The sequence below is a fragment of the Gordonia pseudamarae genome (assembly GCF_025273675.1).
GTDB classification, from domain to species: Bacteria; Actinomycetota; Actinomycetes; order Mycobacteriales; family Mycobacteriaceae; genus Gordonia; species Gordonia pseudamarae.
Window position 1 is genome coordinate 941,899 of record NZ_CP045809.1, and the last position, 26,366, is coordinate 968,264.

Sequence of the window (26,366 nt, forward strand, 5' to 3'; positions counted from 1 at the left end):
TGTTCACCGCGTCGGGTTCACCGTGATGGCAGACCGCGTTCGGTGAGCTGATCGCGCAGCTTGTCCCGGCCGTGTAGTGATTCGACCGTGCCCAGACGGGTCAGTACGCGGCCGCTCCAGGTGCCGTCGAGGCCGTATCGCCTGTTGTAGTCGGCCAGCAACTCGTCGTAACCGGCGATGCGGGCGTCGGCGGCGTCGGCGTCGTACCGTTCGTGGTGCAGCACCGCCTCCTGCGGCAGCCGCGGCTTGATACCGGCGTTCTCCGTCGGATCCGGAACTCCGACGGCCAGGCCGAAGGTGGCGATGGTATGGGGTGGCAGGCCCAGTTCGTCGGCCACTTCCAGCGGCTTGTTGCGGAGTGCTCCCACGAAAACCACACCCAGGCCCAGGGATTCGGCGGCGACCACGGCGTTCTGGGCGGCCAGGGCGGTGTCGACGAAACCTATGATGGTGGTTTCCAGGTAGTCCGCACCGTCGAGGGGGGCGTTCTCGCGTTCGGCGATGCGCCGGGCCCGGCCGAGGTCGGCCACCCACACCAGGAACAGTCCGGCCTCGTTGATGAACTGCTGGTTGTTGGCCAGCGCCGCCAGCCGGGCCTTCCGCTGCGGGTCGCGCACAGCGATGACGCTCCACGGCTGCAGATTCGACGATGTCGACGCGGACTGTGCGGCCGCGACGATCGCCCGCAGTCGGGCGTCGTCGACGGGGGCGTCGAGGAACTTGCGCACCGAGCGGTGCGCAAGCTGAGCGGCGATGATGTCGCTGCTCGTGGTGAGAGTCAATGCGGCGTCGGCGTACCGGGCGGCGATGGTCATGATCACGCTCCTGGAATCATTGTGGTGATCGTCGGTCGAGGTGGCAGAAGCCGCCGGCGGACGGCCTTGCAGGGTTCCGCAGGGCCGTCCGCCGGCGCTCCAGCGGCGATCGGATGCACCGCATGCGCCCGGCGCGGGGTTCCGGTCCCGGCTCCGACAGGCCGATGGCCGAGACCTCCGGTCCGTCGGTGCCGAGTCTGCGGCGTTGTGTGATCGTCATCCGGCTCCTCTGGAGTGGGGTCGGTGTCAGGCGCCCAGAAACTGTTCGCCGGAGACGAGTTCGGATTCGCGGCCGTCGACGCCGCGCGGCACGTCGCCTTCGAGCGTGACACGGTAGAGCACCCGGTCGTGTCCGAGGTGGCCGGCGTCGGCGATGGCCAGGTGGGCGGTGGCGCGGTTATCCCAGAACGCGACACTGCCGGGGGCCCAACGGAACCGGACGGTGTACTCGGTACGGGTGGCCTCGCGCCACAACAGCTTCAGGATCTCCTCACTCTGCTCCGGGGAGAAGCCGCGGATCTCGCGCGGGCCGCGGGTGAATCCGGGACTGACGAACAGGGCCCGCTCGCCGGTTTCCGGGTGCACCCGGACCGCCGGGTGGTAGGCGACGAGGTTGGCTTCGGCGATCTTGCGGGCCCGTTGGCTGCCCTCGGCCGCGCGGGCCGCGAACTGGTGCCGGATGTCGATCCGGTCGGCGAGCTCGCGCAGTTCCTTGGGCAGACCCTCGTATGCGGCGACGAGGTTGGTCCACGCGGTGTCACCGCCGTAGGGCGGCAGGATGTCGGACCGCAGGATCGACGCGGCGGGCGGGTTGACCAGCGCGGTCACATCGGTGTGCCAGCTGTGGTCGTAGGAGGTCCGCGTGCGGCCCAGGTTCTGGGTGTAGCGGCGGCTGTCGATCGGCAGGATCTCCGGGAAGCCCTCCGGCGGGTTCTCCTCATGCGGGTGGGCGGGTGTGACCTTGCCGAACCGGCGTGCGAACGTGACCTGTTCGGCGTGTCCGATCTGCTGATCGCGGAAGAAGATCACCTTGTAGCGGTGCAGGGCGTCGCGGATCTCCTTGACCGTGTTCTGGTCCAGGTCGTCGCGCAGGTCGACGCCGCCGATCTCGGCGCCGATGTACCCCGCCGACGGTGCGATCTCCAGTGTTCCGGTGCGGGCGGGTGCTTCGTGTACTGCGGTCATGGGCTGTGTCCTTATCTCTTGTTGTTCGGTTGAATCCCGTGCGGTCACATCGATTGTGGGAGTTCCGGTCACCCGGCCAGGGACGCCGCCGTGTCCGCCTCGGGCAGCGGTATGCCGAAACGTCCACGGAGCGTGGGGGCCTCGTATTCGTGGCGGAACAGGCCACGACGCCGCAAGATGGGCACCACCTCGTCGACGAAGATCTCCAGGCCGTCGGGAAAGCGGTCGGGCATGAGGTTGAATCCATCCGCGGCGCCCGAGTTCCACCAGTGTCCGATGGTGTCGGCGACCTGCTCGGGCGAGCCGACGATCTTGCGGTGCCCGAACCCGCCGCCGAGCCGGCCCAGCAATCGCCGGACCGTCAGCTGCTCGTCGGCGGCGAGCCGGATGACCGATTCGCGGAACCCGAGGGAGCCGGTGAACAGGCTCGGGTCGACGGGGCCGTCGATCACGGACTTCGGCAGTGGCGCATCGAGGTCGATGGAGTTCAGGTCGATGCCGAGGGTGGCGGAGAAGCGTGCCGCCGCATGGCCGGACGGCGTCTGTGAGGCGGACTCCTCATCGCGTGCGCGGGCCTGTGCCTCGGTGCTGCCGATGACCGTGATCAGTCCCGGCAGGATCCGGACGTGTTCGGGGTTGCGCCCGGATCTGGTCGCCACCGACTTCACGTGCTGGTAGTGCGCGATGCCGGCCTGCAAGCTCAGTTCGGCGGAGAACACCGTGTGTGCCTGCCGCCCGGCGAGCTCGCGGCCCGCCGGCGATCCACCCGCCTGGACCAGCAGCGGCTGTCCCTGCGCCGACGGCGGAACGGGGAGTTGCCCTGCGATGGTGAAGAACTCGCCGTCGAACCGGGTGGCGGTCCCGGTGCGGGCCGAGGCCCACAGGTCGTTCACCGCGTCGACGAACTCGGCGGCCCGGCGGTAGCGGGTGTTGCGGTCGGGGAGTTCGGTGAGACCGAAGTTTCCGGCGATGTCCTCGGCGTAGGTGGTCACCACATTCCAGGCCGCCCGCCCGCCCGACACGTAGTCGAGTGAGGCGATGCGGTACGCGAGTTCCCACGGGTCGTTGAACGTGGTCGACAGGGTGCCGATCAGTCCGATGTTGTCGGTGGCGGCGGCCACCGCACCCAGGATGGTGGTCGGTTCCAGCGCCCGCCCGGGTTTGTGGCGCGGATCCTCACGCAGGCCGGGGCCGTCGGCGAGGAAGAACGCGTCGAGCGTGCCGCGTTCGGCGATCCGTCCGACCTCGGCGAAGTACTCGGTGTCGACGAATGCCAGCGGGTGCAGGTCCGCCGAGCGCCAGGCGTCGTGGGTGATGCCCACGTCGAGGACGTTGACGTTGAGGATCACATGTCCGGGACGGCGGTCCGCGGAGCGGCTGCTGTCGGAACCGGTGGACGGGGAACGGTCAGGCACGGGACACCTCCGGGCTGGTTGCGGTGGGGAAGACGGACCGGCCGACCGGGCGCGGATCGGGGAGTGCCAGACCCAGGGCCGCCCGCAGGGATACCGGTTCGGTTGTGTGTTCGGCGATCGCGGGCAGGCCGGCGAGCAGTTCGTCGAGTTCGCTCGGCCGACCGGGCGGATGCACCACGATGCCGTCGCCGCCGGTGTTCACCGGTACCACGACGTCGGCGATTGCGGCCAGTTCTCGTGTAGTCGATTCGGTTGCCGCAGCGGCGGAGACGAACACCGGCGGCCACACCTGCGGGCTGGACGGCACCTGGAACGGGCCCGCGATGTCGTACGCGCCACGGTGATCGATCGCCACGATCCGGTCGGATTCGGCGAACACCCCGGTGTTCGGGTCGGCGATGATGGCGTCGGCGGGGTAGCTGCGCCACAGATCGCGGATCGCGGTCACCGCGTCGGCGGCCGCGACGCCCTGATCGGCCCGCGTCCACGGGTTGCCGGCGGTGGCCGCATGGTCGGCGGCGGCGATCGCGAGCCCGGCGCGTCCCCCGGTGGCGTGATCGACCCCGGCCACCCGTCGGGCCAGGTTGTACGGATGATCGCGCCCGGCGGCGGCCGCGATCACCAGTCCGACCCGGTGGGTGTGGGCCGCGAGGGTGATGGCGGCGACGCTCGGGTCGAGGCCGGCCTCGACCCGGGAGCCGGCCGACGACTGCTCGAGCAGGTCGGAGCCCAGGATCACCGCGTGCGCCGCCGCATCCAGGCGGCGGCCCAGCAGGGCGACGCGGTCCCGAGGCCGGTCCGGGCCGAGGACCTGCGCCAACAGTGGCCGGGTGAGTGCGATCAGCACGATCGGTGGACCGGGGACAGGTGGTTCGGACATGCGTTTGAGAATCGTCCGGACCACCGGGAAGAAACAGGTAAGCGCGCTACGTGATCGGAAAAGACGAGATGGCGGGTTCCCGGCCAGCGAGACATCGCCTCGACGTTCCGTTCGGCCGCTACATAGCGTGCGGCGCAACCAGGTGTGAAGGGCGAAAGGAAGATTCATGACCGTGCAGGATGTGCTCGACGAGCTTCGCGACGTACCGGGGACGGGGGCGACCATTCCCGTGGTGAGCCCGGTGACCGAGGAACTCATCACCGAGTTCACCGATGCCGGACCGGATGCGGTGAACGCCGCGGTGGCCAGAGCCAAGGAGACCGCGGATTCGCGGGTGTGGGCGGGCAAGGCAGATTACGAGCGGGCCCGGGTGCTCTGGAAGGTCGCCGACCTGATCGAGGAGAACGCACCGCTGCTGGCCGAGTTGGAGTCGCTCAACACCGGTATCCCGTCGTTCCAGGCCGAGACCATCACCAAGGTCGGCGCCGAGTGGTTCCGCTACTACGCCGGCTGGTGCACCAAGGTGTCGGGTATCGCCCGCGACGTGAACACCGGCGGTCTGATGGGCATCGAGTCCCACATGCACGCCTACACGATGAAGGAGCCGTACGGTGTTGTGGGCCTGATCTTCCCGTGGAACGGACCGGTCTTCAACTACTGCGCCAAGCTCGCGCCCGCGCTGGCCGCCGGCTCCAGCACCGTGGTCAAGCCGGCCGAGGAGACGCCGCTGTCCGCGCTCGTGTTCGACCGCATCCTGCGCGAGGCCGGTATCCCCGACGGCGTGGTCAACATGGTCAACGGCTACGGCCATACCGTAGGTGCCCAGATCACCGCACACCCCGATGTGGAGAAGGTCGCGTTCACCGGTTCCACCGAGGTGGGCCGGGAGATCGTCAAAGCCTCCGCGGCGAGCAATCTCAACAAGGTCACCCTCGAACTCGGCGGCAAGTCGCCGGTGCTCATCTTCGATGACGCCGATCTGGAGAAGGCCATCATGATGGCCGGAATCAGCTGCTTCCTGCATTCGGGTCAGGTGTGCATGCTCGGTTCCCGCATCTTCGCCCAGCGTGGCGTGTACGAGCAGGTCGTGGAGGGCGTCGCCAACATCGCCAACACCGTCAAGCTCGGCGGACCCGACGAGGAGGGCGCGATGATCGCGCCGATCATCAGCCAGCGCCAGCTCGACCGGGTGATGGGTTACATCGATCAGGGCCGTGCCGACGGCGTTGAATACGTCACCGGCGGACATCGGGTGGACCGCACCGGGTACTTCGTGCATCCCACCGTCGCCACCAACCTGGACTCCACCAACCGCCTCTACCGCGAGGAGATCTTCGGCCCGGTGGTCACCATCCTCCCGTTCGACGACGAGGACGAGGCCGCGGCGCTGGCCAACGACAGCGACTACGGTCTCGCCGGCACCATCTGGACCAAGGATGTCGGCCGTGCGCACCGGATGGCCAAGCGGCTGCAGGCCGGCACCGTCGGCATCAACTGCCAGCTGCAGTTCGATCATTCGATGCCGTTCGGCGGTTACAAGCAGTCCGGTTGGGGCCATGAGGCCGGCCAGGAAGGCATCGAGATCTACCTCAAGCAGAAGACCATCTGGGCGCAGATGTAGCGATGGACTTCGCACTCAGCACAGAGCAACTCGATCTCGCCGACGCCGAGCGGGCGTGGCTGGCCAAACACGATCCGATCCTGCACCGGCGGGCGAGTATCGACGACGGCCCGGCCCGGATTCCCGCCGACGCCCGTAAACATGTCGTGGAGTCGGGACTGGCGGGTCTGCTCACCGAGGCCGCCGGCGGAACCAATGTCGACCTGCTCGTGCTCGCCGAAGAGCACGGGCGGGCGGGCAGCGCGGTTCCGCTCGCGGAGATAGCCATCGCCGCAGCGGTTCTGGAACGGATCGGGCATCCGGCGGCCGCCGAGGCGGGCGCCGGCGAAGTGATCGTCATCCCCGTCGCGTCCGCGGGCTCCCTCGACGTGCGGGTGGCCGGAGATACCTTGCAGATCTCCGGAACAACAACGCCGGCAACAGGTCTGGTCGACGCCGACCATGTCCTGCTGCTGGCCGAGACCGATGACGGCCGCGAGGTCGCGGCCGTCATCGGTGCCGGGGACGTGTCGGTCTCGGTGGCCGACACACTCGATCTGCTGCGGTCCTGGGCCAAGGTCGATGTCGACCTGACGCTCGGGATATGGCAGTGGTCGTTCGTCCCGGCCGGCACCACCCGTGCGGTGAACGACCAGATCGCGACCTTCCGGGCGGTCGACGCACTCGGCTGCGCCGACCGATTGTTGCGTATGACCGTCGAATACGCTGGGCAGCGCACCCAATTCGGTTCTGCCATCGGTTCTTTCCAGGCGGTAAAACATCACCTGGCGAATATGGCCGTGGCGGTGGAGGCCTCGCGGGCGACACTGTGGGCCGCGGCGCTGGCCCTGGATGAGCCGGCCGGGCCGGCGCGGACGCGGGCGGTGTCCTCGGCGGTGGCGTTCGCCTGCCGCAGCGCGGCCGACGTGGGGCAGCTCGCACTGCAGGTGCACGGTGGGATCGGATTCACCTGGGAACACGACGTGCACCTGCTGATCCGGCGTATCAAGGTCGATGAACTGCTCGACGGTTCGGTCGGTGAGCATCGCCGGCGCGTCGTGCGGGCGGCCACCGGGTAGCGCGGCCGCTATCATCGCCCGTGTGTCATCTGATGCGGACCGCGTACGTAAGAGCCTGTCGGCGGGGGTGTCCGTGCGCACCCCCAAGGCCGCCGAACAGATCGCCCGGCACCTACGCGGTCTGATCGTCCGGGGCGAGACCGCACCCGGCACGATGCTCAGCTCCGAGAAAGCGTTGCTCGACGAGTTCGGTGTTTCCCGACCGACCTTGCGCGAAGCATTCCGCATCCTGGAGAACGAGGGGCTGATCGTCGTGCTCACCGGGGCGCGCGGCGGTGCCCGGGTGCAATTGCCCGATCTGGGTGTGGTGTCCCGGCAGATCGGCTACTACCTGCAGGCGCAGCAGACCACGTTGCGCGACCTGCTTGAGGCCCGGGCCGAGTTCGAGCCGATCTGCGCGCGGCTGTTGGCCGAACGTCGATCGGATGACACCCTCCGCGAGTTGGACGAACTCGTCGCGTCTCTGATCGCCGACGCGGAGAAGGGTTTCGCCACCGGGGCCGAGTATGCCGCCTGGGTGCATTCGACGCGTGCGCTCCACGAACTGATCGCCGAAGGCTGCGGCAACAACACCCTCGCCGCGCAGGCGCGGTCGTTGAGCGAGATGCTGGGGGCGCATCGCCGGGTCAGTCTGCGGTCGGTGGACTACCGGCCGGGGTCTCCCGAAACCATCGCGGAGATCGTGGCCGACTACGCCCGCCTGGCCGAGAACGTGCGGTCCGGCGACGGTGGCGCCGCCGAGTCGCTGTGGCGCGAGCATCTGCGGCGCTCGACGGAGATCGTCTTCCGTGCCCAGGATCCCGACACGGTGGTCAATCTCCTGGATTGAGACACCGTCTCGACCCGGGCGCACAGGTAGGGTAATAAGTGACCCTATTGCAGAAAGAGGCGCCCGCGATGGAACAGGCAGTGGCCCCGGCGTTCGCGATCCGGAGCGATCCCGAACGTAGGATCCGCACGCCCAAGACCGCCGAGCTGGTGGCGCTCAAGCTGCGTTCGATGATCGTCTCCGGCGAGCTCAAGGACGGCGACCGCCTCCCCAACGAGGCCGAGCTGATGGAGTTGTTCTCCGTGAGCAGGCAGACGCTGCGTGAGGCGATCCGGGTGCTCGAAGCCGAACGGCTCGTCGAGGTCCGGCGCGGCTCACGGTCGGGTGCCAAGGTGTGTGTGCCCGGCCCCGAGGTGGTCGCCCGTCCGGCGGCGCTCGTGCTGCAGTTGTCCGAGGCGACGGTCGCCGACGTGTACCGGGCGCTGGAGGCCATCGAACCGCCGGCCGCGCGGCTGCTCGCAGAAGAAGGCACGGACGCCGCCTTCGACCAGCTCGAACAGTTCCTCGACGAGATCCTGCCCGAGGCGTATGCGTCGGGTAGGCTCGGGTCCGCGGCGGCGCAGTTCCACCTGCGGATGGTGCAGTTGTCCGGCAGTGCCACGCTCGCCTTGATCGCCGGGATGGTCAACGAGATCCTGGAGCGCAACTACGCCGCGCTCGAACAGGAATACGGCAGCGCGGGCGCCGACAAGAACTATCGGCTGTTCGTCCGATCGCAGCGCCGGTTCATCAAGCTGCTGCGCGCCCGTGACGGCGCCGGGGCGTTCCACCACTGGCACAAGCACATGGGGGTGGCGCGCCAGTTCGTGATGCGCGGACGCGAAGACCTGCTCGTGCAGGACCTGCTCGACTGAGTGGGACCGGGGCTTTCCCGGTATCCGATTGCGGTGTACTCGTGGTCGATTGACGTGTGTCACGCAATCGTAAGGAGCCCCAATGGATCTCACCTCACCGGATCTCACCGCCCTGACCACGGTGTTGGCCGAACTCGACGAGCACGTGCTCACCATCACCCTCAACCGCCCCGAGCGGATGAACTCCTTCACCAACACGATGCGGGCCGAGTTCCGGCAGATCTGGGAGTACGCGCGTGAGACCGACGACGTGCACGTGATCGTCCTGCGCGGCGCCGGCGACCGGGCGTTCTCCACCGGCATGGACACCCGTGAGGGCACCTTCATCTCCGAGAATGTCTTCAGCCGCAGGGATCCCGGAATCGACCTGCAACCCAAGCACAACGGTTGCTGGAAGCCGCTGATCTGCGCCGTACACGGGATGGCCGCCGGCGGCGCGCTGTACTGGCTCAACGAGGCCGACATCATCGTCGCCGGCGACGACGCACAGTTCTTCGACCCGCATGTTTCCTACGGCCTGGTCGCCGCCCTCGAACCGATCGGGCTGGCCCACCGGATCCCGATCGGTGAGGTCCTGCGCATGGTCCTGCTGGGTCTGGATGAGCGGATGTCGGCGCAGCGCGCCTACGAGATCGGGTTCGTCAGCGAGATCGTCGCCCGCGAAGAGCTGTGGAAACGGGCCGACGTGCTCGCCCGCCGCATCGCCGCCAAACCCGCCGCCGCCATCCAGGGCAGTGTCCGGGCCATCTGGGAATCCAAGGACACCGGCCGCACGCAGGCACTGGCCACGGGAATGTCGTACACCTCGCTCGGCAACCCGATCGGGAAGGCGCAGGTGGTGCGTTCGCAGGTGCCCACCCGCGACTTCGAGGTCCGCTGATCTTCCGGGCCCAGTGACCGGGACACCGCGGTGCGCGGCCGGGCCCGTCCCGGCAATGTGATTCGGTGTGAAGTATGGAATGACCGGTGAGCTCGAGGAATTCCGGGCGCAGGTCCGCGACTTCGTGGAGCGTCAGGCGCCGCCCATCGCTCCGAAGGCGGGGGTCCGCAGCGCCGAGAACGCCGAAGAACTCGGCCTCCTGAAGGCTTGGACGCGGGACCTGTTCGCCGCGGGCTACTACGGCGGTTCGTGGCCGACCGAGTACGGCGGGAACGGGCCCGGACACCAGTTCGAACGCGACGTGATCCTCGGCGAGGAGATCGCTCGCCGACGGGCACCCGCTCCGGTGCAGGGTGCGGCCAATCTGGTGGCGCACGCCCTCATCGACTTCGGCACCGACGCGCAGAAGGCGGCATACCTGCCGGGGATCCGTTCCGGCGATCTCATCTTCTGCCAGCTGTTCAGCGAGCCCGGCGCGGGCAGCGACCTGGCGTCGTTGCGCACCAAGGCGATCGCGCAGGACGGCGGCGGTTTCCGGATCTCCGGGCAGAAGGTGTGGACCACCAACGGGCATTGGTCCGACTACGGCTACCTGCTGGCCCGTACCGATCCGGATGCGCCGAAGCACAAGGGCATCAGCGCGTTCATCATCGACATGAAGACGCCCGGGGTGGATGTGCGGCCGCTGCGGGAGATGACCGGCACCGCCGATTTCAACGAGGTGTTTCTCGACGACGTCGTGGTGCCGGCCGATGCGTTGATCGGCACCACGGGCGACGGATGGCGCATCGCCAACTCCAGCCTCGGCCACGAGCGGGCCGGTGTGGCGTCCAATGCCGTTCGCCTGCAACGCAACATCGACGCACTCCACGAACTCGCCGGTTCCGTGCGGCGCGGCGACGGATGTGCCATCGACGACGCCGCGGTGCGCGATCGGCTCGGGGAGCTCGCCGCATCGGTGGATGCGCTCTCGGCGTTGGTTTATGCGTCGCTGACCAGGGCATCGCGGGGCGATCAACGACCCCACGACGCACCGATGACCAAACTGATGTTCAGTGAGCTCGGCGTCGAGATCGCCGCTTTCGGGCTGGAGCTGTGCGGTGAGGCGGGGGTGGTCACCGGCGGTACGTGTGCCGTCGACAACGGTCGCTGGCAGGACGAATTCCTGTACGCCCGTGCCTACACCATCGCCGGCGGCAGCTCAGAGATCATGCGCAACATCATTGCCGAACGTGGACTCGGCCTGCCCCGCTAGCCGAGGATTCACCGAGAACGGAGAGCCCGTGACAGTAACACCCGACGTGACAGAGCAGGACGCGCCGGCCGGAATCAGGTCGGCGCTGCGTGAACTCTGGTCCGCACCCGACGATGCCCGCATGATCCAGCAGTCCGGCAGCTGGCACACCTGGGGCGAGGTGCGCGCCCTGGCCGAAGCCATCACCGGTGAACTCGACCGGATCGGGGCCGGGCAGGGTGCCCGGGTCGGCGTGGTGCTGAGCAACAGTATGCCCTCGGTTGCCGCGCTGGCCGCAATCCTGAGCACCGGCCGCACCATCGTCACCCTCAACCCGATGCAGCCCGCCGCCCGCGTGGCCCGCGACCTGGCCAACAGTGCACCCGACGTGGTCCTGGCCCCCCGCGAATCCTGGTCGGCCGCCGAGTTCCGGGATGCGGTGACCCGCCTCGCGATCTCCGGCTATTCTTTCGCCGACGCCGCGTTGATCTCCGAGACCGAGGCTCCCGTGAAGCAGGGGGCCGCGAAACCCGAAGCCGCCACCGCCGCCCGCGGCACAGTCGCGATCGAGATGTTCACCTCCGGGACCACCGGTGCGCCCAAACGTATCCCGCTGAGCTGGCGGCAACTCGATTCCACCCTCGCGGCCGTCCACGCCCGTGTGGCGCAGCCCGAACAGCGCCCGGCGCCGCTGACCGGCCGGGTCGCGCTGGTGACCCTGTCGATGGTGCATATCGGCGGCATGTGGGGTGTGCTGCAGGCGCTGTCGGAGGCGCGGCCCTTCGTGCTGCTCGAACGCTTCACCGTCGAGGGCTGGACGGCGGCGATCGAGGAACATCAGCCGCGCATCGCGAGTCTGCCTCCGGCGGCCATGCGCTCGGTGCTGAGCGCGCGGGTTCCGGCGACCCGGCTGAGCAGCCTGCGCGCGGTCACCGCGGGCACCACCTTCGTCAGCCCCGATCTGGCCGACGAGTTCATCGGCCGCTACGGCATTCCCGTGCTCATCGTGTACGGCGCCACCGAGTTCTCCGGTGCGGTGGCCGGCTGGACCAAGCCGATGCACAACGAGTGGTGGGCGCGTAAACGCGGCAGCGTGGGCCGGCCTTTCCCCGGTGTGTCGATGCGGACCGTCGACGACTCCGGCGCAGTGCTGCCCGCCGGTGAGGCCGGGCGACTCGAAGTCCGTTCGGGCCAGACGGTTTCCGGTGCCGACGGCTGGGTCCGCACCAGCGACCTCGCCCATCTCGACGACGACGGCTTCCTGTTCATCGACGGCCGCGCCGACGATGCCATCGTGCGCGGCGGATTCAAGGTGCAGCCCGAGGTGGTGGCCGACGCGCTGCGCGCCCACGAGGCGATCCTGGACGCCACCGTCTACGGTCGTGCCGACGAGCGACTCGGCCAGGTGCCGGTGGCCGTCGTCGAATGGGTACCGGGGGCGACCTCCGTCGCGGAGGCCGAGCTGAAGGAGTTTCTGCGCGGCCACCTCACCGCGTACGAGATTCCGGTGACCATTCACGGTGTCGACGCGCTGCCGCGCAGTGCCTCGCTGAAGGTGGACCGGCGCAGGCTTCTTGAGATGGTCGCCGATATCGAAGCAGCACAAGGAAATCAGGAGTAGCGACATGAATGCCGTTATCGTCGAGGCCGTCCGCACCCCGGTCGGCCGCAAAAAGGGCGTGCTCTCGGGAGTACACCCGGCCGACCTGTCCGCGACCGTGCTGCGCGGTCTTGTCGAACGCACCGGGATCGACCCCGGAGCCGTCGACGACGTGATCTGGGGATGTGTGCAGCAGGTGTCGGAGCAGGCCATCGACATCGCCCGCACCGCGGTGCTCACCGCGGGCTGGCCGGAGACCATTCCCGGTGTCACCGTGGACAGGCAGTGCGGCTCATCGCAGCAGGCGGTCAATTTCGCCGTCGCGGGCGTGATCGCCGGCCACTACGACGTGGTGGTCGCCGGTGGTGTCGAGTCGATGTCGCGGGTGCCGATGGGTTCGTCGACGACTGTCGGGCAGAGCCCGTTCTCGCAGACCTACCGCGATCGCTACGACAACGTGGTCCCCAACCAGGGGGTCGGCGCCGAGATGATCGCCGCCAAATGGGGTCTGACCCGCACCGACGTCGACGCCTACGCCGCGCGATCGCACGAGCGTGCCGCGGCCGCACAGGACGCGGGTCTGCTGGCCGAGCAGATCGTGCCGGTCACCACCCCCGGCGGCGTCGGGGCGAGCGTGGCGACGGGGGATATGACCGTCGACACCGACCAGGGCATCCGGCGCGGCACCACCGTCGACACCCTCGCCGAACTCAAGCCGGTGTTCCGCGAGGACGGGGTGATCCACGCCGGCAACGCCTCCCAGATCTCCGACGGCTCGGCGGCACTCCTGATCATGAGCGAGGAGGCGGCGGGCAGGCACGGTCTCACCCCGATCGCCCGGGTGCACACCGCGGTCGTCACCGGGGACGACCCGGTGATCATGCTGACCGGACCCATCCCCGCCACCGAGAAGGCTCTGCAACGCTCGGGCCTGTCGCTGTCGGACATCGGTGTCTTCGAGGTCAACGAGGCCTTTGCCACGGTGCCGTTGGCGTGGCAACGCGAGATCGGCGCCGACGACGCTTTGCTCAACCCGAACGGCGGCGCCATCGCGTTCGGCCATCCGCTCGGCGGATCGGGCGCCCGCATCATGACCGACATGATCACGCACATGCGGCGCAACAAGATCCGCTACGGCCTGCAGACGATGTGTGAGGGCGGCGGCCAGGCCAACGCCACCATCATCGAACTGCTCGACACCTGAACCGAGGCATCCCGCTCGGCGGGAAGTTTCGACACACCGAGCACGCGGACGAGTAATCGTCAGTGATGAACAGATGACTGTGAGGAGCCGAGATTCATGCATCAGCCGATGAAAGGTGTTCGCGTCCTTGAGGTTGCGCAGTTCACTTTCGTTCCGTCCGCGGGTGCGGTACTCGCCGACTGGGGTGCCGACGTGATCAAGATCGAACACGCCGAGAAAGGCGACGCGCAGCGAGGTCTGGTGCGGGTGCTCGGCTACGACACGGCGGGCTCGACGTTCTCCCCGATCATGGAGGGGCCCAACCGCGGCAAACGCAGCGTCGGGCTGGCCCTGGAGAAGCCCGAATCGCGGGAGGTGTTCACCGAACTCGTCGCACGCAGCGACGTGTTCCTCACCAACTTTCTGCCGGCCGCCCGCCGGAGCCTCGGTGTCACCCTTGAGGATGTGCGGGCCATCAATCCGGACATCATCTACGTGGTGGGCAGCGGGTTCGGTGCGCAGGGACCGGACGCGGAGAAGGGTGGATACGATTCGACCGCGTTCTGGGCGCGCGGCGGCAGTGCCTACGGCACGATGCCGGCGGGCTCGGACAAGGTCAGTTTCATGCCGGCCGGTGCCTACGGCGACAACATCGGCGGTCTCACGATCGCCGGGGGTATCGCGGCCGCGCTGTACGGGCGGCAGGTCACCGGCGAACCGTCGGAGATCGACGTCTCGCTGCTGTCGGTGGGGGCGTGGGCCACCCAGTTCACCGTCAACATGGCGCTGACCCGCGGCGAGGCGATGCCGCCGCCCGCCGCCGACAAACGTTCGGCGAGCGCGGCCAACCCGCTCTCCGGTGCCTACCGTACCGCCGACGGCCGCTGGATCCAGTTATCGATGCTGCAGGCGGGCCGCTATTGGCCCGAGTTCTGTTCTGCGGTCGGTCACCCGGAACTGATCGATGACGAGCGGTTCTCCACCGACGCCACCCTCACCGCCAATCATGCCGCGGCGATGGACATCATCGCCGGCATTATCGGGGCCGAGCCGCTGGACCATTGGCGTGCGTCGTTCAAGGACATTCGGGGCCAGTGGGCCGCGGTGCAGGACTCGTGGGAGATCGGCAACGACGCCGACCTCATCGCCAACGGGCGTATCGCCGACGTCATCGATGCCGAGGGTGCCGCACAGAAGTTGGTGGCCAATCCCGTCAACTTCGACAACACGCCGGTGTCGCTCACCCGCGCGCCGGGGTTCGCCGAACACACCGACGACGTGCTGCGCGACCTCGGATACGACGACGAGCGGTTGATCGAACTGAAGATCGCCGGCGCGATCACCTGAACGGAGCTCCACCATGCATGTCACCATTGATCTGGACAAGTGCGCCGGGCACGCCCGCTGCTACGCCGTGTCGCCGGAGTATTTCGACATCGACGACGACGGTTACGCGGCGAGCGCGCACGTAGAGGTGCCCGAGGGTGCCGAACAACTGGCGATAGACGCTGTGGCGGCGTGCCCCGAACGGGCGATCCAGATCTGCGAAGCCACGGCACAAGAATCGAAGAGCGCCTGAGCGCGTACCGGCCCCCAACCCCTGTCAAGGAAGTGAAACATGTCGCCTCGTGATGCGGTGATCGTCGAAGCCGTCCGTACCCCTATCGGGAAACGGAACGGTTCACTCGCCGGGGTGCACCCGGTGGACTTGTCCGCGCTGGTGCTGACCGAACTGGTACGGCGTACCGGTATTGATCCGGTGCTCGTCGACGATGTGGTGTGGGGGTGTGTCACCCAGCTCGGCGACCAGTCCAGCAACATTGCCCGGTTCGGTGTGCTGGCCGCGGGCTGGCCGCAGTCGGTGCCCGGTGTGACCATCAACCGCGCCTGCGGTTCGGGGCAGCAGGCCATCGAGTCGGCCGCGCACGCGGTGATCGCCGGCGCCTACGACATCGCCGTCGCCGGTGGTGTGGAGACAATGTCGCGGGTACCTCTCGGGGCCACCCGCGCCTCCGGCTTCCCGTACGGGCAGACGGTTCTGGACCGGTACGGTGTCGAGAAGCTCGACCAGGGCATCGGGGCCGAGCTGATCGCCGAGAAGTGGGGTCTGTCCCGCCATGCGCTCGACGAGTACGCCTCCCGGTCGCACGAGTTGGCTGCGGCCGCCATCGATGGGGTGCGTTCGAGTCGCAGATCGTGCCGGTGGAGACCGAGGACGGCCTGTTCGCCGTCGACGAGGGTGTGCGCCGGGGCACCACACCGGACAAGCTGGCCAAGCTCAAGCCGTCGTTCCGTGAGGACGGGGTGATCCACGCGGGCAACGCGTCCCAGATCTCCGACGGTGCTTCCGCGGTGCTGATCACGACCTCGGAGAAGGCCGCAGAGCTGGGCCTGACCCCGATCGCCCGGATCGTGGCGGGTTCGGTGGTCGGCGACGACCCGGTCATGATGCTCACCGGACCCATCCCCGCCACCCAGAAGTTGTTGGCCCGCACCGGACTGTCCATCGATGATATCGGTGCCGTCGAGGTGAACGAGGCGTTCGCGCCGGTGCCGCTGGCGTGGCAGATCGAGCTCGGTGCCAAGCCCGACCGGCTCAACCCGCTGGGCGGGGCGATCGCGCTCGGGCACCCACTGGGTGCCACCGGTGGCTTCCTGGCCATCAAGTTGATCAACCATATGCGCGACAAGGGAATCCGCTACGGACTCCAGGCCATCTGTGAGGGCGGCGGTACCGCCAACGCCACCCTCTACGAACTCATCGAATGACCGCCGATCCCGGCGGTCACTGATCAGAAGGGGAATCACTGTGTCACAGGGGTTTTACGAAGCCGACCACGAGGCGTTCCGGGAGGTGGTGCGGGACTTCATCGCCCGTGATGTGACCCCCAATCTGGATGTGTGGGAGGAAAACCGGGAGACCGGCCGAGCAGTCTGGAAGTCGGCCGGTGCCCTGGGGATACTCGGGCTGCGCTTCCCTTCCGAGTACGACGGCGGCGGTGCGACCGACTACCGATTCCGCTGTGTGGTCCAGGAGGAACTGGCGTGCGTGGGGGCGGCGTCGCTGGCGTCGGGTTTCTCCATCAACGAGGACATCGTCGGCTCGTATCTGATGGAGCTGGGCACTGATGCCCAGAAGCGGGCGTGGCTGCCCGGTATGGCGTCCGGCGACATCGTGACGTCGATAGCGATGTCCGAACCCGCGGCCGGCAGCGACCTGCGCGGGATGAAGACCACCGCCGTCCGCGACGGTGACGAGTGGGTCATCAACGGCGCCAAAACCTTCATCACCAGCGGATTCTCGTCGGATGTCGTGCTCACCGCGGCCCGCACCGGCGAGCAGGACGGTCGGCCGCGGCTGTCGCTGATCCTGGTACCCACCACCACCCCCGGCTTCACCCGGGGCCGCAAGCTCCGCAAGCTCGGCCTGCACGCACAGGACACCGCGGAGATCGCGTTCAGCGATGTGCGGGTACCCGCCGACAACCTCGTGGGCGACATCGGGCGTGGTTTTCATCATCTGACCGCACAGCTTCCGCTGGAACGACTGTCGATCGCCTGGCGGGCCCTGTGCGCCGCGGAGGCGGCGCTGGAGTGGACCATCCGGTACACGAGTGAGCGAAAAGCCTTCGGCACCCGCGTCATCGACTTCCAGAACACCCGCTTCCGGCTCGCCGAGCTGACCACCGAGGTGGATATCACCCGCACCTTCCTGGAGCAGAGCATCCACGCCCTCAACGAGGGCCGCTTTGATGCGACTCTCGGTGCCAAGGCCAAATGGTGGACCACCGAACTGCAGAACCGTGTCGTCGACGCCTGCCTGCAGATGCACGGCGGCTACGGCTACATGGACGAATACCCCATCTCCCGCGCCTACGCCGACGCCCGAGTTCAGACCATCGTCGGCGGCACCACCGAGATCATGAAGGAGATCATCGGCCGCGAGCTCGCCGCACGCTACCCCACATCCTGACGCCTGTTCAGCTCCGAGGACGGCGAGTATAGGGCTGGAAGTCTGATGCGGGTCGGGAGGCGATCTCGTCGAGCTTGTGCGCGAGTCCAGGTGTTACTCGGATACGGTCTTCGATTTCCGAGCGCACGACGGCCGGAGCCAACGTGATCACTCCATCATCGTTCACCGTTGCCAGGTATCGCTGATGGCGGGCAACGGTGGCAAGGCCGGCACGCTTTCGCGAGTCGAGTTCGATCAGTGTGTCTGATACGAGCGTCCCGACGTGTGGAGACGCGGCCAACAAGAACCGCCACATTCCGCGTTCAGAAATTCGTCCCGCGAACTGGATGTCGTAACAACCGGTTCGCGGGACGAATTCAATGTCGCGGGAGTGGGTCAGGAACCGAGGAGACCGATCTTCTCGGCGCCGGTGAGCTTGCCGTCCTTCACGGTGGACAGGATGAGCTGGTTGCTGCAGACGCCCTTCATGCCGGTGACGGCGGTGCCGTCGCAGGTGAAGGTGATACCCAGACCGGCCGGCAGCACAACATCGGTGGCGCCGCGGACGGCGGTGATGATGGTGTCGGGGGTGACATCACCGGTCAGGCCCGCGGTGGCGCGGATGAGCGCCAGCATGCCCTGGTATCCGGTGACCGCATAGCCGCTGGTGTCGGTCTCGGGGGAGTACTTGGCCATGATGTCGCGGTACAGCTTGCTTTCCGCATCGTCGGATTCGGTGTCGGCATTGCTGAACACCTTCACGCCCTCGATGCCGGAGTCGCCGACGGCCTTGGCGACGTCGGGGGCCACACACGGCTGCGGTGTCATGATCTGGGCGTCGGAGCCGAGCGTGCCCAGCGCTTTGAGGACCGAGGTGCACACGGTGGACTCGCCTAGGATGATCGCACCCTGCGGCTTGTGCTTGAGACCGGCGCTGACCTGCGGGGTGGCGTCGGGTGAGCCGAACGGGATGGACACGACGTTGAAGTCGATCCCGGCCGCCTTGAACGCGGGCTTGGCGATCATCTCCAGTGCGCCGAGCGCGGCCGGGTTCTCCATCGAGTAGGCGACCACCGATGTCATCTTCTGCTGGGTGGCGTAGTTGGCCATTGCCAGGGTGGCGCTGGCACCGGAGGTCCACACGAACGCCTTGTCGCCGGTCGCGTCCTCCATGCCGCCGGCCACCGAGGTGACATACGGGATCCCGGCGCGGGTGACGATCGGTGCGATCACACTGGTCATACCGGTATTGGTGACGACGACGGCGTTGACCTTCTGCTCCACCATCTGGTTGGCGCAGTTACGTGCCGACGCGGGCTCCTCCTGCTGCTTGCAGGAGACGAGTTCGATCGGCCGTCCGGCAATGCCGCCGAGGTTCTCGTTCGCGTACGTGGTGGCGGCCTCGGCGGCCTCGCGGGTTTCGGGCAGTGACACCGCCTGCCCGTCCTCGGCGCTGATCAGACCGATCTTGACGGCCGCACCGGAGGCGGCCTTGCCCGGGAACGAGCTGGAGTCGACGGACACGCTGCTGCTCGCGGCATCGTCGTCGTTGTCGTCACCACAGGCGGCGACCGTGGTGACCAGGAGCGCGGCCGCGGTGGCGGCAACAATCCGCGACATACGTCGGCGGCGGACTGCATTCATGGGGATGGTCCTTTCGGATGATGCGGGATCTGTCAATTTCCCAGGGGGACAGCATTGATACGGAAATGACGAGAAGTTACTGCTAGGAAGGTGGATTGATAGGAAGGTGATGGACAGCCGACCGGACGCGGGATCGCCGAGCCGGCACGGCCCGCCCATCAGGGCCGGACCACGATCAGAGTGCTTCGGCGATCTGGACGGGGTCGTGATCGTACGAGCCGCCGAGGTAGGCCTGCTCGATGAGTTCGGGTGCGCCGCGAAGCTTTTCGGCCGCGTCGTGCAGGACGTTGTCGCCGTGCCGCAGTACCAGCGCGGTGTCGGCGATCTCGAGCACCAATGCCACATGCTGCTCGACGATGATCACCGCGGCCTCGGAGTCGTCGGCGACCTGACGCATCACCGGCAGCAGGCGTTCAACGATCACCGGTGCCAAACCCATACTCAGCTCATCCACGACCAGCACTTTCGGGTGCTGGGCCAGTGCCCGGCCGATGGCGAGCATCTGCTGCTCGCCGCCGGACAGATCGCCGGCGTTGACGCGTAGCCGCTCACCGAGGCGTGGGAAGTAGTCGAGGACCCGGTCGCGTTCGGCGGGCCAATCCCGCCGTGACGGAACGGCCAGGCGCAGATTTTCCTCCACGGTCAGCGTGGTGAACAGTTCCCGGTTGTCGGGTACCAGTGCCAGCCCCGCTTTCGCGGTGGTGCGGGCTTGGCCCGACTTGACGGCGGTCCCGGCAACCTCCACCGAACCGCCGAGCCTCGGCAGCAACCCGGCGAGGGTGAGCAGGGCGGTGGTCTTTCCCGCGCCGTTCGGTCCGAGCAGGGCGAGGATCTCGCCCTGCGCCAGATCGAAGCTCAGATCGCGAACCACCGGGCGGCCATTGGAGTAGCCTGCCGCGAGTTCGCGGCAGGACAATACGTTGCTCATGCGGGCACTTCCTGTCCACTGTGCGCCGAACCCAGGTAGGCGCGGGTGACATCGGGATTGTTACGGACCTCGGCGGGAGTTCCGATCGCGATGCGTTTGCCGAGGTCGAGCACGACGATCCGGTCACAGACATCGAGGACCAGGTCCATGTCGTGGTCGACCATGATGATCGTGGTGCCCGCGTCCCGAATCGCCTTGAGCCGCAGACCGAGCCACGCGCTCTCGGTACTGTCGAGGCCGGCGGCGGGCTCGTCGAGCAGGACCACCCGGGGGCGTCCGGCCAGTGCCCGGGCCACCGACACGAGCTGCCGTTGTCCCTGCGACAGTTCCCGCACCGGCCGGTCGGTCACCGTGTCCAGGTGCAGCACCTCGAACAATCGCGCCATCTGCTCGTCGTCGAGCGGAGGGTTGTCGGCGCCGCGGCCGAGTGACGCGGTGGTACCGACCATGACGTTCTCGCGCACCGACAGATCCTCGTACAGGTCGATGCCCTGGAAGGTGCGGCCGAGGCCGGCGCGACTGCGCTGATGTGGATGCTTGCCGTCGAGCGATTCGCCGGCGAGGGCGACGCTGCCCTCCGCGTTGGCGAAACCGCTGATGGCGTCGATGAAGGTGGTTTTGCCGGCGCCGTTCGGGCCGATGAGGCCGATGATCTCGCCCTCGGCCACCTCGAAGCTCACATCCTCCAGTGCGGTGACACCGCCGTAGCGGACGCCGATGCCCTCGGCCGCGAGCACGACCTTTCCGGCGGACCGGTCGATCGTGGTGTCGGCGAGCAGTTCCGGGGCGCCCGTGATGTCGTCGGGTGTCAGCGATGCATGCAGGCCGTCGTCGACGGTCTCGTCGGCGTTCCTGGAGCCCAGACGTTCTCGCAGCTGATCGATCCGGTGCAGGATGTCGGCCATGATGCCCTCGGGCTGGGCGACGATGGTGACCACCAGCAGGATGCCCAGGGCCACCGAGTAGTACTCGCCGACGTTGGCGACACGGTCGAGGACGACGAACATGATGCCGCCCGCACCCATCACACCGGCCAGCATCGCGCCGGATACGCAGGTGACACCGGCCAGGTAGCAGATCGCGAACACCCCGATACCGCCGACGGCGGTGAATGCCTCGGGTACCGCCATCGTCTGCTGGTAGGCCATCATCGAACCGCCCAGACCCGCGATGAACGCACCGATCGCGAACGCGGTCAACTTGATCCGGGACACATTGATACCGGAGGCGGCCGCCGAACGCTCATTGGCACGGACGGCGAGCATCGACGCGCCGAGTCGGCTGGTGCGCAGCTTGGCCACACCGACGGCCACGATGACCAGGATTGCCAGGCAGGCGATTCCGAAGGCGATGCGCGGATAGTTCTCGCCCGCACCGATACCCAGGTCGATCCCGAACAGTGACGGGTCCTTGATGTGGGCGCCGTCGATACCGCCGTTGTACTCGTTGTTGCGGAACCAGAAGGCCTCCAGGAACACCGCCAGGCCGAGAGTGACCACGGCGACAGGCAATCCGCGGATCCGCAGGGCGGGCAGGCCGACCACCACGCCGACCACGGTGGCCACCAGGGCCGCGAGGATGGGCGCGATCGGGAACGGGATGCCAATGTCGACGGTGAACCGGCTCAGCATGAACGCGCCGACACCGCCGAGCGTCAACTGCGCCAGCGAGATCTGACCGGCGAAACCGGTGACCACCACCTGGGACAGAGCGATGATCGCAAGGGTGAAGGTCATGATGATGGCGCCGCGGTAGCTGCCCTCGGTCACGAGCATCGCGATCAGGGCGATCAGCGTCCACACGGTGCCGGTGATCAGCAGATTCTTGGGCCGCGGTGCCGCGCCGAGAGTGCTTTGGACGAGCGTTCCGCGGGTGGGCAGCGGCTTGCCGCGCAGCACGAGGAAGCCCAGGATCATCAGCAGCGGAATCAGTTCGGCCATTCCCGATTGCGGCAGCCAGTCGATCGTCGACTGCAGGTGGGTCATCTCCGACTGCAGCATGCCGATCGCCAGGCCCGCGGACACTGCCGGACCGATCGCGCTGAAGTTGCCCACCAGCGCGGCGGCCAGCGCGGGCACGATGAACAGGGTGTACGACACGGGGATGAGTGGAACGATCGGGGCGATCAGAATGCCCGACAGGCCGGCGATCATCGTCGACAACGCCCAGTTGGCATAGGCGATGCGTTCGGGTGACAGACCGGTGACCAGTGCACCGGTCTCGGTTTCGGCGGCGGCCCGGGTGGCCAGACCGAACCGGGTGAGTCGGAAGGCGGCGATCAGCGCGAGCGTGAGAACGATGATGATGCCGGCGAACCACAGGCGGTCCTGCGGAATCCTGAGGTCGCCGAACTCCACCACGCCGGTCGGCAGAATCGCTTCCACCGACACGGGGTTGGTGCCGACGCGGGCGGCGAGCAGCGATTGGACGGCCAGCATCAGCGCGATCGACGCCACGGCTTTGGCCGTGGCCGGGGCATTGCGCAGGAGCCGGAACAGCGCGAAGTAGAGGAACGCGCCGAGTGCGGCGGCGATCACCAGCGCAAGCAGCATGGCCGGAACCAGCGCGATCTCGCCGCCGAGGTCGATTGTCTTGGGAAGTCCGGGAATCGGAATGAGTAGTTCACCCTGGCGCAGGAACGCGAACGTGTAGGCGATGTACAGGGCAATCGCTCCGGTCGCGAAATTCACCACCCCGGAACTGCGGTAGGTCATGACCAGCGCAAGGGCCAGTGCCGCATACACGGCGCCGTTGCCCAAGCCCAGCAACAAGAACTGAACGTCTTGTGTCATCGTGAAAGCCTTTGATCTCGTTCGTTGATCCTGGTCAGGATGCGGGAGGCGGCGGCCCGGGAGCCGGGCCGCCGCCCGTCGCTGTTACGTGGGGGCCACTGCCGCGGCCACGGGTCGTGGCGGTGACACCCCGGTCGACTACTTGGGTGCCACCTGGCCACCGGTGAGCTTGCCGTCCTCGATGACCGCGAGGATGGAACCACTGCTGCACACCGACTTCAGCATCGGGTTGGCGGTGCCGTCGCAGGTGAAGGTGAGTCCGCCACCGGCCGGCAGGACGACGTCCTTGGCGGACCTGATGGCCGTGGCCACGGCTTCCGGAGAGGTGTCCTCGCCCAGGTCGGTGGTGGCGCGGACAAGCCCGAGCACACCCTGGTAACCGACGTAGGCGTAGCCGCTGGTGTCGGTGCCGGGACGGTACTTGTCGACGACGGCGTGGTACAGCCGCGCCTCGTCGTCGTCGCCGGTGGTCTGTGCGGCGGTGAAGATCTTGGTGCCGTTGATGCTGTCACCCACCGCCGAGACGACGTTCGGGGTGGCGCAGGCCTGGATGCCGAGCTTCTGGCCCTGGTATCCAACGGTGCCCAGCGCCTTGAGTGTGGATGTGCACGAGGTGGTTTCGCCGACGATCACGACCGCCTCGGGATCGCCGGAGATCCCGGCGCTCACCTGCGGGGTGGCGTCCGGGGTGCCCGGCGGGATGGCCACGATGTTCAGTGTGACGCCCGCGGCCTGGAAGTAGGGGGTGCCCATCATCTTCAGGCCGTTGACCGCGGCCGGGACGTCGATGGTGAAGGCGGTGACGTTCTTGAAGCCGTTGGTCTTGGCGTAGGCGGCCATCGACTCGAGAGCCGACGGGAAGCCGCCGCTCCACATGAACGAGTAGGGGTTGGTCAGTTCCTGCGTGCTCTGTCCTGCGGTCGCCACGTAGGGGATCTTGGCGCCGGCGATGATCGGCACCATCACATCGCCCAGGCCGGTGGTGGTGATGACCACGGCCGAGACCTTCTGCTCCACCATGCGGTTGGCGCAGTCGCGGGCCGAGGTCGGCTCCTCGGCCTGCTTGCAGATCACCAGCTCGATCTTGTGTCCGCCCATGCCGTTCAGGTGCTCGTTGGCGTACTGCGCCGCGGCCTCCGCGGCCTGGCGGTTCTCCGGCGCCGAGATGGCCTGGCCGCCCTCGTTGTTGATCAGCCCGATCTTGATGGTGCTGCCCGCGGCGGCGTTGCCGGGGAAGGCGCCGTCGGGTGCGGAGACCGACGTGCCGGCGTCATCGCTGCCGTTGTCGTCGTCGCCGCACGCGGCGAGCGCGGGAACGGCGAGCAGTGCCGACGCCGCCAGCAGGGTCGCGGCCCGGAGGGTGGTACGGCGGGGACGCCGGAGGGTCTTCATAGTGGCTCCTTGTGTTTCGGCGTGGGATCGGTGTGCGGAGTGGGATCGCTGTGAGCGGTGAGATCGCATACTAGGTGCGTGATGATCACGGAGTTTCGTGATGCGGCACCTTGGCATGGGATACGCCCGCCCCTAGGCGAATTGTGCAAGTTGTACCCGGTGACCGACGCCACAATTGTGGTCTGTCCCACTGATTCGGACAACGGGGCGGTCGTCCGAGAACGCGCACTATGTTAGATAGTTAGCCGCGGGCGTAGAACCGGGTGTTTGTGTTCGCCGAACAAGGAGATGTCGATGCTCACCACACGGTTCACAGAGCTGTTCGGAGTGGAGCATCCCGTCGTGCAGGGCGGGATGATGTTCGTCGGCCGGGCGGAGGTCGCTGCCGCAGTGTCGAACGCGGGAGGCCTGGGCATCATCACGGCCCTCACCCAGCCCACCCCCGACGATCTGGCCGCCGAGATCGCACGTTGCCAGGCTCTCACCGACCGGCCCTTCGGTGTCAACCTGACCCTGACGCTCTCGATCAATCCGCCCCCGTTCGCCGAGTACCGGCAGGTCATCATCGACTCCGGGGTGCCGATCGTCGAGACGGCAGGCTCGGATCCGACGGCGCACATCGAGCACTTCAAGGAACACGGCATCACGGTGATCCACAAGTGCACCAGCGTCGCGCACGCCCTCAAAGCCGAACGGATCGGCGCCGACGCGGTGAGCATCGACGGGTTCGAGTGCGCCGGACATCCCGGTGAGGACGACATCCCGGGCCTGATCCTCATCCCGGCCACCGCCGACCAGCTGACCATCCCGTTCGTGGCCTCCGGTGGTTTCGCCGACGGCCGTGGGCTGGCGGCGGCGCTGTCGCTGGGTGCGGACGGCATCAACATGGGCACCCGCTTCATGTGCACGCAGGAGAGCCCGATCCACGACGACATCAAACAGATCATCGTCGGCGCGTCGGAGAAGGACACCCGGCTCATCATGCGCCAGTTGCGCAACAGCATGCGCGTGGCCAAGAACACCGTCAGCGACGAGGTCATCGAGATCCTCGCGGCCGGTGGACGATTCAAGGACATCAAAGATCTCGTCGCCGGGGTGCGCGGGCGGCGGGTGTTCGCCGAGGGCGATCCGGAGCTCGGGGTGTGGACCGTCGGACTTTCGCAGGGCCTCATCCACGACGTCCCGTCGGCCGGTGAGGTGGTGCGCCGGGTCGTCGCCGACGCCGAGGCCGTGATCGCCGGACTCGGTCGCCGGATAATCTCCGAACCGGCCATGGCATCGGTCGCCGCGACGAACGGGGCGGCCCGGTGATGACCGCGCCCACCGCCACGGACGACGCGCCCGTGCTGCTCGCCGAGCTCTACGATCACGTTCTGGTGCTCACCCTCAACCGGCCCGACCGGCGCAACGCGATCAACCGGGCGATGCGCAAGGAGCTCAAACGGCAACTGTGGCGCGCGGACTCCGACGACGGCATCCACGCCGTCGTCATCACCGGGGCCGGCTCGTCGTTCTCGTCCGGGGTGGACCTGCCCGAGGCGCTGTCCGGACCGTCACCGCGCACCGAGGGGCCGACGCCGACACAGGTGCTGCGTGCGATCTCCAAACCGGTGATCGCGGCCGTGAACGGACCCTGCTACACCGGCGGGTTCGAGCTGGCGGTCAACTGCTCGTTCATCATCGCCTCCGACCAGGCGGTGTTCGCCGATACCCACGCCCAGATCGGGTTGCTCAACGGATGGGGCGGCAGCGCGCTGCTGCCCCGGACGGTCGGTTCGGCGGCCGCCATCCAGATCATCCTCAGCGGTGAACCGATCGACGCGGCGACCGCCGAACGCATCGGACTGGCCAACGAGGTGGTGCCGCACGAGGGGCATATGGAGCGGACGATGGCCGTCGCGCATACGATCGCCGGCGGACACCCGGGCGCGGTGCAGCGGATGCTGCGCCTGCTCAAGGACGGTGCCGGCACCTCGGTCACCCACGCGCTCGCCCTCGAGGAGGAAGCGCGCGTGACGTTCCGCACCAGCGACGCAGACGTCGGCGCACGCTACGGCAAACGGCGCGCCGCGCCCGCCGGGTCCTAGCGCCGCACGAATGTCCT

Annotated in this window: 21 protein-coding genes and 1 pseudogene; 14 read left to right on the top strand and 8 right to left on the bottom strand. The window is 67.7% G+C overall.

From position 1 onward, the window contains the following. Positions 1 to 17: 17 nt before the first annotated feature. From GII31_RS04055 to GII31_RS04070, 4 genes are all read right to left on the bottom strand, one after another. Positions 18 to 815, bottom strand: a complete 798-nt coding sequence (locus GII31_RS04055; protein ID WP_213247010.1) for an NADPH-dependent oxidoreductase — start codon at positions 813 to 815, stop codon at positions 18 to 20. A 246-nt stretch (positions 816 to 1,061) separates the two neighbouring features. Continuing rightward, positions 1,062 to 2,000: a TauD/TfdA dioxygenase family protein gene (locus GII31_RS04060; protein ID WP_213247012.1), complete on the bottom strand. Its 939-nt coding sequence runs from the start codon at positions 1,998 to 2,000 to the stop codon at positions 1,062 to 1,064. 68 nt (positions 2,001 to 2,068) lie between these two features. Continuing rightward, on the bottom strand, positions 2,069 to 3,346 hold the full coding sequence (locus GII31_RS04065) for an LLM class flavin-dependent oxidoreductase (protein WP_407649968.1): 1,278 nt from the start codon (positions 3,344 to 3,346) through the stop codon (positions 2,069 to 2,071). 61 nt (positions 3,347 to 3,407) lie between these two features. After that, positions 3,408 to 4,295: an LLM class flavin-dependent oxidoreductase gene (locus GII31_RS04070; protein ID WP_213247014.1), complete on the bottom strand. Its 888-nt coding sequence runs from the start codon at positions 4,293 to 4,295 to the stop codon at positions 3,408 to 3,410. 166 nt (positions 4,296 to 4,461) lie between these two features. On the opposite strand from GII31_RS04070, the gene GII31_RS04075 reads away from it, so the two are divergent. From GII31_RS04075 to GII31_RS04130, 12 genes and pseudogenes are all read left to right on the top strand, one after another. Next, positions 4,462 to 5,916, top strand: a complete 1,455-nt coding sequence (locus tag GII31_RS04075; RefSeq protein ID WP_213247016.1) for an aldehyde dehydrogenase family protein — start codon at positions 4,462 to 4,464, stop codon at positions 5,914 to 5,916. Between the two features lie 2 nt (positions 5,917 to 5,918). Next, positions 5,919 to 6,974, top strand: coding sequence for an acyl-CoA dehydrogenase family protein (locus GII31_RS04080; protein ID WP_213247019.1), 1,056 nt, complete (start codon positions 5,919 to 5,921; stop codon positions 6,972 to 6,974). 22 nt (positions 6,975 to 6,996) lie between these two features. Continuing rightward, entirely contained in the window at positions 6,997 to 7,803 is an 807-nt protein-coding gene (locus GII31_RS04085; RefSeq protein WP_213247021.1) for a FadR/GntR family transcriptional regulator, read from the top strand. 68 nt (positions 7,804 to 7,871) lie between these two features. Further along, a complete protein-coding gene (locus tag GII31_RS04090; protein ID WP_213247023.1) occupies positions 7,872 to 8,657 on the top strand; it encodes a FadR/GntR family transcriptional regulator in 786 nt (261 codons plus the stop codon). An 82-nt stretch (positions 8,658 to 8,739) separates the two neighbouring features. Beyond that, the gene (locus GII31_RS04095; protein ID WP_213247025.1) at positions 8,740 to 9,537 is read left to right on the top strand and encodes an enoyl-CoA hydratase/isomerase family protein; all 798 of its coding nucleotides are present in this window, start codon (positions 8,740 to 8,742) and stop codon (positions 9,535 to 9,537) included. A gap of 67 nt (positions 9,538 to 9,604) precedes the next feature. Beyond that, positions 9,605 to 10,792 (top strand): acyl-CoA dehydrogenase family protein, encoded by a 1,188-nt coding sequence (locus GII31_RS04100; protein WP_213247033.1) that lies wholly within the window; start codon positions 9,605 to 9,607, stop codon positions 10,790 to 10,792. Between the two features lie 121 nt (positions 10,793 to 10,913). Continuing rightward, positions 10,914 to 12,392, top strand: a complete 1,479-nt coding sequence (locus GII31_RS04105) for a class I adenylate-forming enzyme family protein (RefSeq protein WP_213249819.1) — start codon at positions 10,914 to 10,916, stop codon at positions 12,390 to 12,392. A gap of 4 nt (positions 12,393 to 12,396) precedes the next feature. After that, positions 12,397 to 13,575: a thiolase family protein gene (locus tag GII31_RS04110; protein WP_213247035.1), complete on the top strand. Its 1,179-nt coding sequence runs from the start codon at positions 12,397 to 12,399 to the stop codon at positions 13,573 to 13,575. 96 nt (positions 13,576 to 13,671) lie between these two features. Then, on the top strand, positions 13,672 to 14,901 hold the full coding sequence (locus GII31_RS04115) for a CaiB/BaiF CoA transferase family protein (RefSeq protein WP_213247037.1): 1,230 nt from the start codon (positions 13,672 to 13,674) through the stop codon (positions 14,899 to 14,901). A gap of 13 nt (positions 14,902 to 14,914) precedes the next feature. Beyond that, positions 14,915 to 15,133 carry a ferredoxin gene (locus GII31_RS04120; RefSeq protein ID WP_213247039.1) on the top strand — a complete coding sequence of 73 codons (219 nt, stop codon included), beginning with the start codon at positions 14,915 to 14,917 and terminating at the stop codon, positions 15,131 to 15,133. Between the two features lie 39 nt (positions 15,134 to 15,172). Further along, positions 15,173 to 16,323: pseudogene (locus GII31_RS04125) on the top strand (thiolase family protein). Between the two features lie 40 nt (positions 16,324 to 16,363). Then, positions 16,364 to 17,527 carry an acyl-CoA dehydrogenase family protein gene (locus tag GII31_RS04130; RefSeq protein WP_213247043.1) on the top strand — a complete coding sequence of 388 codons (1,164 nt, stop codon included), beginning with the start codon at positions 16,364 to 16,366 and terminating at the stop codon, positions 17,525 to 17,527. Between the two features lie 375 nt (positions 17,528 to 17,902). Here GII31_RS04130 and GII31_RS04135 read toward each other — a convergent pair whose 3' ends face one another. From GII31_RS04135 to GII31_RS04150, 4 genes are all read right to left on the bottom strand, one after another. Continuing rightward, positions 17,903 to 19,150 (bottom strand): ABC transporter substrate-binding protein, encoded by a 1,248-nt coding sequence (locus GII31_RS04135; RefSeq protein WP_213247045.1) that lies wholly within the window; start codon positions 19,148 to 19,150, stop codon positions 17,903 to 17,905. Between the two features lie 175 nt (positions 19,151 to 19,325). Then, a complete protein-coding gene (locus GII31_RS04140; protein WP_213247047.1) occupies positions 19,326 to 20,078 on the bottom strand; it encodes an ABC transporter ATP-binding protein in 753 nt (250 codons plus the stop codon). Further along, a complete protein-coding gene (locus tag GII31_RS04145; protein WP_213247049.1) occupies positions 20,075 to 22,870 on the bottom strand; it encodes a branched-chain amino acid ABC transporter permease/ATP-binding protein in 2,796 nt (931 codons plus the stop codon). The genes GII31_RS04140 and GII31_RS04145 overlap by 4 nt, the downstream gene beginning before the upstream one ends. A 138-nt stretch (positions 22,871 to 23,008) precedes the next feature. Beyond that, a complete protein-coding gene (locus GII31_RS04150) occupies positions 23,009 to 24,262 on the bottom strand; it encodes an ABC transporter substrate-binding protein (protein WP_213247051.1) in 1,254 nt (417 codons plus the stop codon). 294 nt (positions 24,263 to 24,556) lie between these two features. Between GII31_RS04150 and GII31_RS04155 the strand changes: the two genes are divergently transcribed. Together GII31_RS04155 and GII31_RS04160 are read left to right on the top strand one after the other, a co-directional pair. Further along, a complete protein-coding gene (locus GII31_RS04155; protein ID WP_213247053.1) occupies positions 24,557 to 25,573 on the top strand; it encodes an NAD(P)H-dependent flavin oxidoreductase in 1,017 nt (338 codons plus the stop codon). Beyond that, positions 25,573 to 26,349 carry an enoyl-CoA hydratase-related protein gene (locus GII31_RS04160; protein WP_213247055.1) on the top strand — a complete coding sequence of 259 codons (777 nt, stop codon included), beginning with the start codon at positions 25,573 to 25,575 and terminating at the stop codon, positions 26,347 to 26,349. Before GII31_RS04155 ends, GII31_RS04160 begins: the two co-directional genes overlap by 1 nt. The last annotated feature ends 17 nt before the right edge of the window (positions 26,350 to 26,366 follow it).

Excerpts from the sequence above, each read along its gene's own strand:
- GII31_RS04055 (WP_213247010.1), bottom strand. The coding sequence starts at position 815 with ATGACCATCGCCGCCCGGTACGCCGACGCCGCATTGACTCTCACCACG.
- GII31_RS04060 (WP_213247012.1), bottom strand. The coding sequence starts at position 2,000 with ATGACCGCAGTACACGAAGCACCCGCCCGCACCGGAACACTGGAGATC.
- GII31_RS04070 (WP_213247014.1), bottom strand. The coding sequence starts at position 4,295 with ATGTCCGAACCACCTGTCCCCGGTCCACCGATCGTGCTGATCGCACTC.
- GII31_RS04075 (WP_213247016.1), top strand. The coding sequence starts at position 4,462 with ATGACCGTGCAGGATGTGCTCGACGAGCTTCGCGACGTACCGGGGACG.
- GII31_RS04080 (WP_213247019.1), top strand. The coding sequence starts at position 5,919 with ATGGACTTCGCACTCAGCACAGAGCAACTCGATCTCGCCGACGCCGAG.
- GII31_RS04090 (WP_213247023.1), top strand. The coding sequence starts at position 7,872 with ATGGAACAGGCAGTGGCCCCGGCGTTCGCGATCCGGAGCGATCCCGAA.
- GII31_RS04095 (WP_213247025.1), top strand. The coding sequence starts at position 8,740 with ATGGATCTCACCTCACCGGATCTCACCGCCCTGACCACGGTGTTGGCC.
- GII31_RS04105 (WP_213249819.1), top strand. The coding sequence starts at position 10,914 with ATGATCCAGCAGTCCGGCAGCTGGCACACCTGGGGCGAGGTGCGCGCC.
- GII31_RS04110 (WP_213247035.1), top strand. The coding sequence starts at position 12,397 with ATGAATGCCGTTATCGTCGAGGCCGTCCGCACCCCGGTCGGCCGCAAA.
- GII31_RS04115 (WP_213247037.1), top strand. The coding sequence starts at position 13,672 with ATGCATCAGCCGATGAAAGGTGTTCGCGTCCTTGAGGTTGCGCAGTTC.
- GII31_RS04120 (WP_213247039.1), top strand. The coding sequence starts at position 14,915 with ATGCATGTCACCATTGATCTGGACAAGTGCGCCGGGCACGCCCGCTGC.
- GII31_RS04135 (WP_213247045.1), bottom strand. The coding sequence starts at position 19,150 with ATGAATGCAGTCCGCCGCCGACGTATGTCGCGGATTGTTGCCGCCACC.
- GII31_RS04140 (WP_213247047.1), bottom strand. The coding sequence starts at position 20,078 with ATGAGCAACGTATTGTCCTGCCGCGAACTCGCGGCAGGCTACTCCAAT.
- GII31_RS04145 (WP_213247049.1), bottom strand. The coding sequence starts at position 22,870 with ATGACACAAGACGTTCAGTTCTTGTTGCTGGGCTTGGGCAACGGCGCC.
- GII31_RS04150 (WP_213247051.1), bottom strand. The coding sequence starts at position 24,262 with ATGAAGACCCTCCGGCGTCCCCGCCGTACCACCCTCCGGGCCGCGACC.
- GII31_RS04155 (WP_213247053.1), top strand. The coding sequence starts at position 24,557 with ATGCTCACCACACGGTTCACAGAGCTGTTCGGAGTGGAGCATCCCGTC.
- GII31_RS04160 (WP_213247055.1), top strand. The coding sequence starts at position 25,573 with ATGACCGCGCCCACCGCCACGGACGACGCGCCCGTGCTGCTCGCCGAG.